The sequence below is a fragment of the Geobacter sp. AOG1 genome, from assembly GCF_019972315.1.
Classification (GTDB): Bacteria; Desulfobacterota; Desulfuromonadia; order Geobacterales; family Geobacteraceae; genus Geomobilimonas.
On record NZ_BLIZ01000001.1, the window covers coordinates 278,031 to 291,477 of the forward strand.

13 protein-coding genes and 1 riboswitch are annotated in these 13,447 nt (G+C 59.0%); of the genes, 10 read left to right on the forward strand and 3 right to left on the reverse strand.

The window, feature by feature from the left end; translation table 11 throughout:
- Positions 1-6 precede the first annotated feature (6 nt).
- The 10 genes from LDN04_RS01225 (at position 7) to LDN04_RS01270 (ending at position 8,033) form a co-directional block, all read left to right on the forward strand.
- Entirely contained in the window at positions 7-1,041 is a 1,035-nt protein-coding gene (locus LDN04_RS01225) for a cytochrome c3 family protein (protein ID WP_223905547.1), read from the forward strand.
- A gap of 2 nt (positions 1,042-1,043) precedes the next feature.
- Positions 1,044-1,682 carry a cytochrome b/b6 domain-containing protein gene (locus LDN04_RS01230; RefSeq protein ID WP_223905549.1) on the forward strand — a complete coding sequence of 213 codons (639 nt, stop codon included), beginning with the start codon at positions 1,044-1,046 and terminating at the stop codon, positions 1,680-1,682.
- Positions 1,683-1,853: 171 nt separating this feature from the next.
- Positions 1,854-2,843, forward strand: coding sequence for a cytochrome c3 family protein (locus tag LDN04_RS01235; RefSeq protein ID WP_223905551.1), 990 nt, complete (start codon positions 1,854-1,856; stop codon positions 2,841-2,843).
- An 18-nt stretch (positions 2,844-2,861) separates the two neighbouring features.
- Positions 2,862-3,668 carry a HAMP domain-containing protein gene (locus LDN04_RS01240; RefSeq protein WP_223905553.1) on the forward strand — a complete coding sequence of 269 codons (807 nt, stop codon included), beginning with the start codon at positions 2,862-2,864 and terminating at the stop codon, positions 3,666-3,668.
- Positions 3,669-3,752: 84 nt separating this feature from the next.
- Complete coding sequence (locus tag LDN04_RS01245; RefSeq protein ID WP_223905554.1) at positions 3,753-4,301, forward strand: menaquinol oxidoreductase; 549 nt, start codon at positions 3,753-3,755, stop codon at positions 4,299-4,301.
- Positions 4,302-4,450: 149 nt separating this feature from the next.
- Positions 4,451-4,558: riboswitch (TPP riboswitch) on the forward strand.
- 84 nt (positions 4,559-4,642) lie between these two features.
- Positions 4,643-4,840, forward strand: a complete 198-nt coding sequence (thiS, locus tag LDN04_RS01250) for a sulfur carrier protein ThiS (RefSeq protein ID WP_223913315.1) — start codon at positions 4,643-4,645, stop codon at positions 4,838-4,840.
- A gap of 84 nt (positions 4,841-4,924) precedes the next feature.
- Positions 4,925-5,716: a thiazole synthase gene (locus tag LDN04_RS01255; protein ID WP_223905555.1), complete on the forward strand. Its 792-nt coding sequence runs from the start codon at positions 4,925-4,927 to the stop codon at positions 5,714-5,716.
- Positions 5,709-6,362 (forward strand): thiamine phosphate synthase, encoded by a 654-nt coding sequence (gene thiE / locus LDN04_RS01260; RefSeq protein WP_223905556.1) that lies wholly within the window; start codon positions 5,709-5,711, stop codon positions 6,360-6,362. Before LDN04_RS01255 ends, thiE begins: the two co-directional genes overlap by 8 nt.
- A 3-nt stretch (positions 6,363-6,365) precedes the next feature.
- Entirely contained in the window at positions 6,366-7,325 is a 960-nt protein-coding gene (locus LDN04_RS01265; RefSeq protein ID WP_223905557.1) for a TIGR01212 family radical SAM protein, read from the forward strand.
- A gap of 51 nt (positions 7,326-7,376) precedes the next feature.
- Positions 7,377-8,033, forward strand: coding sequence for a fumarylacetoacetate hydrolase family protein (locus LDN04_RS01270; RefSeq protein WP_223905558.1), 657 nt, complete (start codon positions 7,377-7,379; stop codon positions 8,031-8,033).
- Positions 8,034-8,345: 312 nt separating this feature from the next.
- On the opposite strand, the gene LDN04_RS01275 is transcribed toward LDN04_RS01270, so the two are convergent.
- The 3 genes from LDN04_RS01275 to glyS form a co-directional block, all read right to left on the reverse strand.
- The gene (locus LDN04_RS01275) at positions 8,346-8,576 is read right to left on the reverse strand and encodes a hypothetical protein (RefSeq protein WP_223905559.1); all 231 of its coding nucleotides are present in this window, start codon (positions 8,574-8,576) and stop codon (positions 8,346-8,348) included.
- A gap of 65 nt (positions 8,577-8,641) precedes the next feature.
- The gene (gene ppdK, locus LDN04_RS01280; protein WP_223905561.1) at positions 8,642-11,305 is read right to left on the reverse strand and encodes a pyruvate, phosphate dikinase; all 2,664 of its coding nucleotides are present in this window, start codon (positions 11,303-11,305) and stop codon (positions 8,642-8,644) included.
- A gap of 77 nt (positions 11,306-11,382) precedes the next feature.
- Complete coding sequence (gene glyS, locus LDN04_RS01285; RefSeq protein WP_223905563.1) at positions 11,383-13,446, reverse strand: glycine--tRNA ligase subunit beta; 2,064 nt, start codon at positions 13,444-13,446, stop codon at positions 11,383-11,385.
- Position 13,447: the final 1 nt, after the last annotated feature.

A 13,447-nucleotide genomic window follows, 5' to 3' on the forward strand; every position in this document is an offset into this window, starting at 1 on the left:
AGGCTCATGTCGTATCTAATCATGGTGGTGCTGTCGGTTGCCGGCGTCGCAAGCGCAATGGGAGCGGAGAACGGAAAATGTCTCAACTGCCACGGCAGTAAAGAGATCATCGGCAAAGGAGGAGAACGCCTTTACGTCGATGAAGCCAAGTTTGCCGCAACCACCCATGCCATGATCGGCTGCACGTCTTGCCACGAAGGGGTCACTCCCGGCCATCCTCAGGATGGTTTCAGACCACCCAAGGCCAGATGCAAGGAGTGCCATGGCAATATCCAGACAGAATATGCCCAAAGTCTTCATGGCAGCAAGGCTGCCTGTTCAGACTGTCACAACCCCCACACGGTCAAAAAGCCCTTAAGCGTGTCGGGGGATGACATCAATGCCCAGTGCGCCAAGTGCCACGATACAAAAAAAATCATTACGAGCCACACCAAATGGCTGCCCCAGGCCGACCTCCACATCGATGCGATCCCCTGCATCACCTGCCACACCGGCTCCACGAATTATGTGATCACCCTCTACATCCAGGATCGCCCGGCAAAGCAAAACCACGCAGACTTCAAAGTCGCATCATATAACGAACTCACCAGCCTTGTGCCGGAAGGAAAGGATGTCCGAAGCTTGGTTGACAAGAACGGAGATGGCTTGATTTCCATGCAGGAACTCCGGACTTTCAACCATGAAGCCCGCAAGAAAAACATGCGCCTCTGGGGAATGATGACTCCGGAAGTTGTCACCCATAGTTACCAGATTCTCGATAATCGGTGGGACTGCTCATTCTGCCACGCCTCCGGCCCCAAAGCCATGCAGACCAGTTACGTGGCATTCCCGGATAAGAACGGCACCTACAATCGCGTTGCCGTGGAAAAAGGTGCGGTGCTCGACCTCCTCTACGGCACCCCCGACTTCTACATGATGGGCTCGACCCGGAGCACGCCACTCAATATCATCGGCGCCCTCATTCTCGTCGGAGGACTCATGATGCCGATCGGCCACGGCACCTTCCGGTTCCTGACCCGGAAAAACAGAAAGGAGCACTGATCATGAACCACAAGGAATACATCTACCTCACACCCATGCCTGTCAGGATCTGGCACTGGCTGAATGCCCTCGGGATCGTCACCCTCTGCATTACCGGACTGCAGATAAGGTTTCCCGAATACGTGAACATCTTCGGCACCTACAAGTCGGCGATAACACTCCATAACACCGCCGGTATTGTGGTCTCAATATCGTACGGCCTTTGGCTCTTCTACTACATGTTTGTGGCAGGAACCCTGGCCAAGCTCTACGTCCCCAATCTGGAGGACCTGAAGAGCGGCATCTTCCGCCAGGCATTCTTCTACTTCTTCAACTACTTTCTGGGGCGCCCCAATCCCCACCACAGCACGCCGGATAACAAGTTCAACCCGATGCAGAAGGCCGCCTACCTCATGATCATGCTGGTGCTCCTCCCCCTCGTGATTCTGTCCGGGATCGTGCTCATGAATGTTTCACCGCTACGGGAATTGATACTCATCGTCGGTGGCATCAAGATCCTCGTGAGCGCCCACTTTCTCATCGCCTGCTGCTTCTTCGCCTTCCTCTTCGTTCACATCTACCTGGCAACTCTGGGACATTCCCCGTTTGCCCATTTCAAGCCAATGTGGGACGGATGGGAAGAGGTGGAAGATCATCACTGACCCCACCCCTGCTGCGATGTCGCGGCGCTCCGGTTTCGCCGGAGCGCCGTTTTTGTGTCATCGCCCGACAATTAGGTATACATATTTAAATTTGACTAATTGACGCCGGTTCCTTATAATCCTGACCTACTCCCCTCCGGGAACCAGCTATCATTCACACAGGAGGCAATCATGAAATTCCGCTTCATCCTTCTCCCTGCTGTTGTCGTTTTATTGTCAGCCATTGTGGCCGTTGCGCTGGATCTCCGGGATGTCACCTACAGCACTAAAGGTGGGGGCAAGGTGGTCTTCAGTCACAAACAGCACATTCGTCAGAAAGGGATAAACAACAACTGCAAAGCCTGCCACGACGCCCTCTTCAATATGAAAAAAAAGGCGACCTACACCATGGCCGATATGGACAAGGGGAAATCCTGCGGCGCCTGTCACAACGGCAAGGAAGCCTTCCCCCTCAAGGATTGCGCCAGATGCCACATGGTAAAGGACGTCATCATGCCGGTCAAGGCAACCGGACCGGTCCGTTTCAGTCATAAAGCCCACCTCCCTGCCACCCCTGCATGCGGCACCTGCCATCCGGCCCTTTTTGCCACCGGCCTCAACAAACCGGTGACCATGGCGGAGATGGGGAAGGGTAAATCCTGTGGCGCCTGTCACAACGGCAAGAAGGCGTTCGGCCTCGACACGTGCACCACTTGCCACCCGGTAAAAGAGATCACGTTCAAGGTCAAAGAAACCGGTCCCACTCCCTTCAGCCACAAGAAACACCTGGAGATGCACCAGTGCGGCGATTGCCATACCAGGCTGTTTGCCGCCGGCCCCAATAAACGGATAACCATGGCCGAAATGGAAAAAGGGAAATCGTGCGGTGGCTGCCACAACGGCAAGGACGCATTCAGTGTGGCCGATTGTGGCAAATGCCACGCGGTAAAGGATGTGGACTTCAAGGTCACCGGAGCCGGCAACGCAAAGTTCAGCCATAAGGTGCACATGGGGCTCTACAAATGCAGCGATTGCCACTCCCGCATCTATCCCCAAGGGAAGAAAAGCAAACCGGTCTCCATGTTGGCCATGGGAGAAGGAAAATCGTGCGGCGCATGTCATGACGGCAAAACCGCTTTCACCGTACGTGAAGCCTGCATCAAATGCCATCCGAACATGTAGTGTAAGCGAGGAGATGTCATGCCGAAGAGCTTTTCCGCCCGGGCAATTGTCCCGGTCGCGCTTGCCATAACAGGCTTTGTCGTGGTCTGCTGCCTGCTTCTCTATTCCGTCATGAAACGGGATATGACGAGGGATGCAGTGCAGCATGCCACGAATCTTGCCGACACCATCGTCAAGTCGACCCGCTACGCGATGCTCAAGTCGGACCGGGAAACGGTGGGGAACATCATCCGCAACATCGGCGACCAGCAGGGGGTGGAACATGTCCGCATCTTCAACAAGAAGGGGCTCGTCATGTTCTCCGCCGCAAGCGACGAACTGAACCACTTTGTCGACAAGAAAGCAGAGGGGTGCATCGGCTGCCACAGCGGACCGGAACCGATCACCACGCTCGGGAAGATGGACCAGGCCCGGCAGTTCAAGAATGAAAAGGGGCGGAAGGTTCTGGCCATAACCGCCCCGGTCTATAATGAGCCGGCCTGCTACACCGCCCCCTGCCACATCCATAATGCGAGCCAGAAGGTGCTGGGAACTCTCGACATCGGCCTTTCCCAGGAACCGCTGCAAAAGACCCTCATAACCATGGGGGAAAGAATGACCGTCTTCACCCTCATGATCCTTGCCCTCACGATCGGAGGGGTGGCGGCACTCCTGCGTCGGAGCGTCTTTGTCCCGCTAGCGCTGTTGAAAAGCTACGCCGCCGAGCTGCGCCATGGCAATCTTGAAACCCCGCCCCCCCCCTGCGAAGGGGAGTTGAAAGAAGTGGCAGGCACGCTCCAGCATATGTCCAAGGAATTACGGGAATCCCGGTCACGGCGTGAATAAGGGGGCAGGCGCCAGAGCCGAACCGTACTGCCGGTCAATCATGACACAGCGGTCATCAGACCGCCAGAAAGTTGCTCCCTAGGCATGACGCACAACCTTGAAAACCATGTTGAAGGAATTGCCAGCAAGCCCCGGAACCCGGACCAACTCCGCCAGGAGATCAAGTCCAGGATCGGCAAACTGCAGGCCGCAGCAAATCATGGACTCTGGGCCCTGGCGCTTTTCATTGCGATCAGCACCTGCGCGCTGGGAGATTTCAGCTTTTTCCCGTCCCTCCCCGACGAATTCCAGGCAATGCTTGGCAAACCGCCGTCCTTCAACATGATCAGTGGCGCCCTCGTCCTCTACAGCTTCTCTGCCATTATCCTGATCCTCTCCCGGATGATGGGGGGCTCGGGGGAAGGAAGCCCCTTCCCCCACGTTCTCTATCTAGCGGCCTTCTACGGTTTCTACCATTTTGCCAAAGGGCTCGACGAGAATTTCTGGGCGGTCTTCGCGGCGGGAATAACTGTCCTTGGTCTGGAAAGTTACCGAATCTGGACCTACTGCAATGACGAGATTCGCAAGGAACAGGAACGGCTGGTCGAACTGGAGCGTAAACGTGCCTTCTGGTCCGACGACGAATCCCGTTGAGTGCGTTTTCCCACAGCCTAGAGCCGCTTAGAGAGTGCACGTTCAACTAAGAAAAGAGTTGACAGAATCACGCCATATTGCTAGGTTACCTATCGTACGGACGTCTTGAGCGTCCGCTCTGCAGCACGTTCGACAATTACATATCGGCGCTATCTCGCTGGGGGTGTTTCGGCTGAGAGTCCCATCCGAACAGGAGCGGACAACCCTTTGAACCTGATCCGGTTAATTCCGGCGTAGGGAAGCGGACCACAAGACCTGTTAAACTCTTTGGCCGCTTCCGCGGCCTTTTTATTTCGTACCGGTCGGCCTTTCCCTCCAGGTAAGGATCACACACCATGTCACTGGAAATCATCGTCAACGGCGAAAGCCGCACGACCCCTCCCCTTTCCGTCCTCGACTACCTCCGTTCGCTGGAGATCGACCCATCGCGGGTGGCAGTGGAACTCAACCTTGATATCCTTCCCAAGGGGGAATACGCCTCGACCCTGCTGAACCAGGGAGACCGGCTGGAGATCGTCCATTTCGTTGGGGGCGGGTAACTCGTCAGGGACACGGGGATTGGAACCCCCTGCGTCACGAACTCCCCGCGCCTCTCACGCGCCTATATAAAGGAGACCATTCCAATGTCACAGCAGCAGACCCCTGACAAACTCGTCATCGGCGGAAGGGAGTTCACCTCCCGGCTCATGGTCGGAACCGGCAAGTATGCCAGCATGGAGCAGATGGTCCGGGCGATCGAGGTCTCCGGCGCCGAAGTCATCACCGTAGCGGTGCGGCGCGTGAACATCAGTGACCGGAGCAAGGAGTCGCTCCTTGACCACATCGATCTGAAGAAATACACTCTCCTCCCCAACACCGCCGGTTGCTATACGGCAGATGATGCAATCCGCACCTGCCGTCTTGCCCGTGAGGCTGGCCTTTCCGACTTCGTCAAGCTAGAGGTGCTCGGTGACGAGAAAACCCTGTTTCCGGACAACGAAGAACTGCTAAAGGCCGCGACGGTGCTGGTCAAGGAAGGGTTCACCGTCCTTCCCTACACGAGCGACGACCCCATTGTCTGCAAGAAACTGGAGGATGTCGGCTGCGCCGCCGTCATGCCCCTCGGCGCCCCCATCGGCAGCGGCCTCGGCATCAGGAACCCTTACAACATCCGGATCATCATGGACACAGTCAAGGTGCCGGTCATTGTAGATGCAGGGGTTGGCACCGCATCTGATGCCGCCATCGCCATGGAGCTCGGCTGCGATGGCGTTCTGATGAACACCGGCATTGCCGGCGCCCGGGATCCCATTGCCATGGCAGAGGCCATGAACCTGGCCGTAAGGGCAGGGCGCCTGGCCTACCTGGCCGGACGGATTCCGAAGAAACTCTACGCCACCGCCTCCAGCCCCATTGAAGGGATAATCCATGAATAACGGGGAAAACCCCTGGATAGATTTCAACTTCTACCTCATCACCGACCGCCGCAACACGGGGGGGAGGGAGTTGTGTGCAGTCGTGGAAGAAGCCTTGCGGGGAGGTGTGCGCGCCGTTCAGCTGCGGGAAAAGGACCTCTCCAGCCGGGAACTGTACGAACTCGCCTATGAAATGCGCAAGCTGACCAGCCGGTATGGCTCCCGACTTTTCATCAATGACCGCGTCGACATCGCCCTGGCGGTGGATGCGGACGGAGTCCATCTGGGGGGCGAAAGCATACCCATCTACCGGGCACGGATGGTGATGGGGGAGAAAAAGCTCATCGGTGTATCCTGCCACAACCAGGTCAATGCCATCACCGCCCAGGAAAAAGGGGCAGACTTCATTACCTTTGGCCCGGTGTTCCCCACACCGTCCAAGGCGGTTTATGGTGAACCGCTTGGCACAGCCAAACTGGAAGAAATCGCCAGCCTCCTTCAGATCCCGGTTTTTGCCCTGGGGGGTATCAAACGGGACAAGGTACCGGAGGTCGTCGCGTGCGGCGTACACGGCATCGCCCTGGTTTCGGCGGTGCTCACCGCCGACAATCCCCGCGACGAAGCCAAGGCACTCCTGACGCTCCTTCCTGAAGAGCACGAAGACTGATTCATGCCGTCCACCCTCATTCATCCCGAACTCCGGATCAACTCCTACGGCGCCTGGCTGCGCCGCCGGTTCGGCTGCCGTGTCAGCAAGGTCAATGTGGACGGGGACTTCACCTGCCCTAACCGTGACGGCAGCAGGGGAAGCGGCGGCTGCATCTACTGCAACAACAGCTCCTTCTCACCCGGCGGCACCCAGCCGGTCATTCCCCTGGAAACCCAGATGACCGAGGGAATGGCATACCACCGCTGTCGTCTCGGAAGCGAAAAATTCATCATCTACTTCCAGAAACACACCAACACCTACGGCCCGTCGGCAAAACTCCGCGACCTGTTCGGTCGCGCCCTTGCCCATCCCGACGTACTCGGTATTTCCATCGGCACACGACCCGACGCTCTGAGCGACGAGGCAATCAGCCTCCTGGAAGAACTGGCCAGGGATCACTACGTCTGCCTGGAACTGGGTCTCCAGTCCATGGACGATGCCATCCTTGCCCGCATCAACCGCGGCCACACCCTGGCGGAATATCTCCAGACGGTGGGCCGGGTGGCCGGGCGCGGCATCGAACTCTGTACCCATCTCATCTACGGCTTTCCCGGCGAGACGCGGGAAGGGTTCCTCCGGACCGCGGAACTGATTGCATCCCTTCCGGTCACCTCGCTCAAACTCCACCAACTCCATGCCGTTGCCGGAACCCGCCTGGCCGACCTCTACTACCGGGGTGAATTCGTCCCTCTCGCCCTCGACGAGTATGTGGCAACGGTCTGCGATTTCCTCGAACGGCTCCCCGCGGAGATTGCCATCCAGCGGCTCTACGGCTCGGCTCCCCTGGCGATCCGCGTCGCCCCCACCTGGGACCTTAAGAACAACCAGATGTGGTACGCCATCGTAAATGAATTGCGCCGGCGCGGCACCTGGCAGGGATGCCGTCTGACGGGAGAATGTTGCAAAGTGGGGAATCTATGATTCAGTCAAACGTGCAAAACCATACTTCCCCAGCATGAAGGAGAACTATCCATGAAAACCGCCCGTATACCCATCGCCGGCAAGGAATTCCCCATCGGCAAGATCCTCTGCATCGGCCGCAACTACGTTGACCACATAAAAGAACTGGGAAACGAGACGCCTGCCGCCCCCGTCATTTTCATGAAGCCTGCCACCTCCATCATCGGGGATGGCGATGAAATCGTCATACCCCCCTATTCGAAGAACTGCCACCACGAGGCGGAACTGGCGCTCCTCATCGGCACCGGCGGCAAGAACATCCCCGTCGACGAGACCCTCTCTCATCTGGCCGGCTACGGTGTGGCCATCGACCTGACCCTTCGGGACGTACAGGACGACCTCAAGAAAAGGAGCCTCCCCTGGGAGATCGCCAAGGGGTTCGACACCGCCTGCCCCCTGTCGGACTTCGTCCCCGCCGGCACCATCAGTGACCCCCAGCAGCTCCAGATCCGTCTCTCGGTCAACGGCACGCTGCGCCAGGACGGCAGCACCGCCCTGATGATCCACACCGTTACGCAGATCATCAGCCACATCTCCTCCATCTTCACCCTGGAGCCGGGGGACATCATCCTTACCGGCACACCTGCGGGGGTCGGCCCACTTGTCCCGGGAGACAGGGTCTGCGCCGAAATCAGCGGGGTCGGCTCACTCACGGTAACGGTTAGGTAACCCGGAATCGCTGCAGTTACCGACTTTTAAATAATTTCAATATTTAAATTATTGACATCCCACATCGAGCCGGATTACAGTTTTACTACACATCTTTAGGGGGTAAGCCATGGAAACGGAAAAAATCTGCCCCGAATGCAAGGGGGCCATGTTCCTGCTCCCCGGCTGAGGGGGCCTCTTCTGGCGGTGCCAGAAGTGCGGCAAAAAGATACCTTTTGCCAGCGGAGACATGCAGGAGTGCGATTGCAGCAAATGAAAAAGGGGGCGGAAACGCCCCCTTTTTCTGATCAGTGCGGAATATACGAGCCTGCCCTACGGTTTCCCCTTGTTCAGTTCCGCCATCCGTTTTTCCGTCGCGGCGGCGGCCGGGGTTCCTGGATATTTCGTGATAATCTCTTCGTAGAGCTTCACCGCATGTTCCAGGTTGTGCTGCTTTTCCTCGAACCGGGCGGTTTCCAATTGCTCTTTACCCTTCTCACCGGAACAGCCTGTCACGGCCAACAGACCTGCGACAAGCAGCATCCGCACGACAAATCTCACCATAGGACCCTCCTCGTTCACTAAAAAAGGGGGAACCATTCACCGGTTCCCCCTGCTCTTCACCTTCTTTACTGCTCCGTCAGCACCGCGTGGGCAGCGGCAAGCCGGGCAATGGGGACCCGGAACGGCGAACAGGAAACGTAGTCGAGCCCAACCTTGTGACAGAAGATGACCGATGCTGGATCACCCCCATGCTCACCGCAGATGCCGAGCTTGATCTCCGGCCGTGTTGAACGTCCCTTTTCACACCCCATCTTGACCAGCTGGCCGACACCGTTCTGGTCCAGGGAGACGAACGGGTCCTCCTCCAGGAGTCCGGTCTCCACGTAGAAGGGGAGAAACTTGCCGGCATCGTCCCGGGAAAGGCCGAAGGTGGTCTGGGTGAGGTCGTTGGTGCCGAAGGAGAAGAACTCCGCCTCGGTGGCAATCTCGTCGGCGGTGAGTGCAGCCCGGGGGAGTTCGATCATGGTGCCGATCAAATAATCAATCTTCACCCCGTACCGGGCGATGACATCTTCACAGACCCGGATGGCGTTCTCCCGCAGACGTTTCAGTTCATCTACCACCGCAACCAGCGGGATCATGATCTCGGGGACGATAGTGAATCCCTCATCTTTCACAAGTTCGCAGGCGGCCTCCATGATGGCCTGTACCTGCATGTCGTAGATCTCCGGAAAGGTGAGGCCGAGACGGCAGCCACGATGGCCAAGCATCGGGTTGAACTCGTGAAGGAACTCCACCTTGGACTTGAGGGCCTGGACGCTGACCCCCATGGTCTTGGCGAGGGACTCGATGTCCCTCTCCTCTTGGGGGAGGAACTCGTGGAGCGGCGGGTCGAGGAGGCGGATGGTGACGGGGAGCCCCTTCATCTCGCGGAAAATGCCGATAAAATCCCCCTTCTGCATGGGGAGGATCTTGGCCAGCGCCCGTTGTCGCCCTTCCAGGTCCTCGGAGAGGATCATCTCCCGCACTGCTGCAATCCGGTCAGCTTCAAAGAACATATGCTCCGTCCGGCAGAGGCCGATCCCCTCGGCGCCGAACGAGCGGGCCACTTTGGAGTCGTGGGGGTTGTCGGCATTGGCCCGCACCTTGAGGCGACGGAACCGGTCGACCCACGCCATGAGGGTGCCGAAATCCCCCGTCAGCTCGGGTGAAACGGTCGGCACCATGCCAAGGATAACCTCGCCGGTGGAACCATCCAGGGTGATGATGTCACCCTTCTTGACGATATTGCCATTCCGGTCCGTGAACTGGCTGGCAGCATAGTTGACCTTGATGTCGCCACACCCCGCCACGCAGCATTTTCCCATGCCGCGAGCAACCACCGCCGCATGGGAGGTCATGCCACCCCGGGCGGTGAGTATCCCCTGGGCCGCATGCATGCCGTGGATATCCTCCGGGCTCGTCTCCACCCGGACCAGGATCACCTTGAGGCCGAGCTTGGCGGCAGCTTCCGCCTCGTCGGCATTAAAGATTACCTCGCCGCTGGCCGCGCCGGGGGATGCGGGAAGCCCTTTGGCGATCACCTTCTTCTCGGCCTTCGGGTCGAGGGAGGGGTGAAGCAGCTGGTCCAGTTGGGACGGAGCCACGCGAAGCACGGCAGTCCGCTCGTCGACGAGCCCCTCACCGACCATATCCACGGCAATCTTGATGGCCGCCCTTGCGGTCCTCTTGCCGTTCCGCGTCTGGAGCATGTAGAGCTTCCCTTTTTCGATGGTGAACTCGATATCCTGCATATCCGTGTAGTGCTTTTCCAGGATGCTCCGGATAGTTACCAGCTGCTGGTAGCAGTCGGGCAGGACGTCTTCCATGGCCGGCAGGTCGCCGTCCTTCTTCTTTGCCTTGTTGATCGGCTGGGGGGTGCGGATGCCGGCTACCACGTCCTCACCCTGGGCGTTGACCAGGTATTCGCCGTAGAAATAGTTCTCGCCGGTGGAAGGGTCGCGGGTGAAGGCGACGCCGGTGGCGCAGTCGTTCCCCATGTTGCCGAAGACCATGGACTGGACGTTGACCGCGGTCCCCCAATCGGCCGGGATGTTGTTGAGCCGGCGGTAGGTGATGGCACGCGCGTTCATCCAGGAACCGAACACCGCCCCGATGGCTCCCCAGAGCTGCTCCTGGGGATCTTCAGGGAACTCCTGTCCCAGGGTCTCCCTGATCTTCGCCTTGAACTTCACCACCAACTCCTTCCAGTCCTCCGCAGTCAGGTCGGTGTCGAGCCGGACCCGCCGGTCCTCCTTCTTGTGCTCCAGGATGTGTTCAAGGGCCTCCTTGTCCATTCCCATCACCACGTCGGAGTACATCTGAACAAACCGCCGGTAGGCATCATAGGCAAAGCGCTCGTCGCCGCTCTGGGCGATGATCCCCTGGACCGTCGTATCGTTGAGGCCGAGGTTGAGGATGGTGTCCATCATGCCGGGCATGGAAGCCCGGGCACCGGAGCGAACCGAAACCAGCAGGGGGTTGGCGGGATCACCGAACTTCTTCCCCATGAGCTCCTCGACCCGCTTCAGGTTCGACGCCACTTCTTCCGTGAGACCTGCCGGATATTGACGGCTGTTCTTATAGAATTCGGTGCAGACCTCGGTTGAAATGGTGAATCCGGCCGGAACCGGCAGACCGATCGCCGTCATCTCCGCCAGATTGGCCCCCTTACCCCCCAGGAGATTTTTCATCTCCGCGCTCCCCTCGGCCTTCCCGTCACCGAAGAAATAAACGTACTTTGCAGCCATGGCACTCCTCCTCATTTTATTAATAATTAAGCGGGTTTAGGCAAATTAAAACGTAAAAAAAGCCGCTTGCCTTTCGGCTAAGCGGCTATCTTTGCAAAGTCTGCAATGTCTCTGAAAAGCCCTTTTATCTCTTGCAAAAGGGCCAGTCGATTGGTTCGGACCCGTTCGTCCTCGGCCATGACCATGACCCGTTCGAAGAAGGTATCCACCGGCCCGCGCAGGGTGGCGATCTCGGCCAGGGCATCCAGGTAGGCGCCACCGGCAACGGCGGCAACGACCTTGGCTTGCACCGCCTGGAACGCGGCGTGCAACTCCCCTTCCGCAGCGTCCTGGAAGCAATCTGCGGTAACCGACGCGGCCACCTCTTCCTTGACGATGTTGCAGACCCGCTTGAAGGCGATGGCGAGCGGTTCGAAGTCGGGACGGGTCTTGAACTCGGCGAGGGCCGCAACCCGCGCCGCAACGTCCACCAGATCGTCGAAGGAGGCGGAGACGGCAGCATCCACGGCATCGGTCGGATAACGGTCGGCGAGGAGGTTCACCAGGCGGCCACGGAAGAACTCCAGCACGTCCCCCGCCACCTCGTCCCGGGGACGGGTCAGCTTGGGAGCGAGAAGTCCGAGGGCGCTGTCGATGAGGGTCCGCAGCGACAGCCCGTATCCCCGGTCGATGATGATATTGATAATCCCCAGCGCCGAGCGGCGCAGAGCATAAGGGTCGGCCGAACCGGTCGGGATGAGCCCCACCCCGAAGCAACCGCAGATGGTGTCGAGCTTGTCGGCGATGGAGAGGATGGCGCCACTATCCGAGACCGGCAGGTCGCCGCCGGCCTGGGTGGGGAGGTAGTGTTCGGCGATGGCGGTCGCCACCTCGGCGTCCTCACCCTGGAGCAGAGCGTACTCGCGCCCCATGATCCCCTGCACCTCGGGGAATTCACCCACCATGCCGGAGACGAGGTCGGCCTTGCAGAGGAAGGCGGCACGACTCACCTTGGCCTTGACGGCCGGATTCAGACAGTCTGCGAGTCCTTCGGCGATATTACGGAACCGTTCCATCTTCTCAAAGGAGGTGCCGAGCTTCTGCTGGTACACGACCCCCTTCAGTGACTCTACGCGGGTCTCCAGCCTCACCTTCTGGTCTTCCTCGAAGAAGAAGCGGGCATCGGAGAGACGGGCCCGGAGCACCCGCTCGTTCCCCTTCACCACCACCGACGGGTCTTCCGTCAGGGTGTTGTTGATGGTGATGAAGTTGGGAAGGAGCTTTCCCTCTCCGTCCACAAGGGTGAAGTAGCGCTGATGCTCGCGCATGGAGGTGATGAGCACCTCCTTGGGAACATCGAGAAAGACGGTGGAGAAACCGCCACGCACGGCGGAGGGGTACTCCACCAGGTAGGTCACTTGCTCCAGCAGCGCCTCATCCGGCAGGACGGTCCCTCCTGCCCCGACGGCGACCCGTTCGATCTCGCGGCGGATGATTTCCTTCCGCTTTGCCGGATCGGGAATCACAAAGTGGCGTTCGCACTCTTCCAGGTAGTGGGCGAAATCGCGCACCGGGAACGTGCTGTTCGCCATGAACCGGTGACCGCGGGAGGCGGTGCCGCTCTCGATGGCGCCAAAGGAAAAGGGGACCACGATGCCGTCGAACAGGGCGACGATCCAGTGGATCGGCCGGGCGAAGCGAATATCCTGGCTTCCCCAGCGCATGGATTTCTTGAAGGGGATGTTGGCAATGAGCCGCGGCAGGATCTCGGTGAGAAGGTCCGCCACCGGACGGCCCGTCTCCTTCTTGACGGCCGCGACATACTCTCCCTTGTCGGTGCTGACGACGGTCAGGGCGCTCACGTCCACACCTTGCCCCCGGGCAAAACCTTCACCTGCCCTGGTCGGCTTGCCGTCCGGTCCGAAGGCGATGCTCTTTGCCGGCCCGAGGGCCGTTGTCTCGGCATCGGACTGTACCGCAGGCAACCCTTCTACACAGAGAGCAATGCGGCGTGGCGTCGCCATGGTCTTGATGGAGGCACAGGAAAGGCGAGCGTTCTCTAGTTCCCGTCCGATCAACGCCTCGATATCGGCCATCGCCTTGGGGAGAAATCCTGCGGGGATCTCTTCAGTCCCAATTTCGAGAAATAGTTCCTTACCCATG

What these genes read in the sequence shown, in the direction of transcription:
- LDN04_RS01225 (WP_223905547.1), top strand. Translation starts at nt 7, where the DNA reads ATGTCGTATCTAATCATGGTGGTGCTGTCGGTTGCCGGCGTCGCAAGC.
- LDN04_RS01230 (WP_223905549.1), top strand. Translation starts at nt 1,044, where the DNA reads ATGAACCACAAGGAATACATCTACCTCACACCCATGCCTGTCAGGATC.
- LDN04_RS01235 (WP_223905551.1), top strand. Translation starts at nt 1,854, where the DNA reads ATGAAATTCCGCTTCATCCTTCTCCCTGCTGTTGTCGTTTTATTGTCA.
- LDN04_RS01240 (WP_223905553.1), top strand. Translation starts at nt 2,862, where the DNA reads ATGCCGAAGAGCTTTTCCGCCCGGGCAATTGTCCCGGTCGCGCTTGCC.
- LDN04_RS01245 (WP_223905554.1), top strand. Translation starts at nt 3,753, where the DNA reads ATGACGCACAACCTTGAAAACCATGTTGAAGGAATTGCCAGCAAGCCC.
- LDN04_RS01255 (WP_223905555.1), top strand. Translation starts at nt 4,925, where the DNA reads ATGTCACAGCAGCAGACCCCTGACAAACTCGTCATCGGCGGAAGGGAG.
- thiE (WP_223905556.1), top strand. Translation starts at nt 5,709, where the DNA reads ATGAATAACGGGGAAAACCCCTGGATAGATTTCAACTTCTACCTCATC.
- LDN04_RS01265 (WP_223905557.1), top strand. Translation starts at nt 6,366, where the DNA reads ATGCCGTCCACCCTCATTCATCCCGAACTCCGGATCAACTCCTACGGC.
- LDN04_RS01270 (WP_223905558.1), top strand. Translation starts at nt 7,377, where the DNA reads ATGAAAACCGCCCGTATACCCATCGCCGGCAAGGAATTCCCCATCGGC.
- LDN04_RS01275 (WP_223905559.1), bottom strand. Translation starts at nt 8,576, where the DNA reads ATGGTGAGATTTGTCGTGCGGATGCTGCTTGTCGCAGGTCTGTTGGCC.
- ppdK (WP_223905561.1), bottom strand. Translation starts at nt 11,305, where the DNA reads ATGGCTGCAAAGTACGTTTATTTCTTCGGTGACGGGAAGGCCGAGGGG.
- glyS (WP_223905563.1), bottom strand. Translation starts at nt 13,446, where the DNA reads ATGGGTAAGGAACTATTTCTCGAAATTGGGACTGAAGAGATCCCCGCA.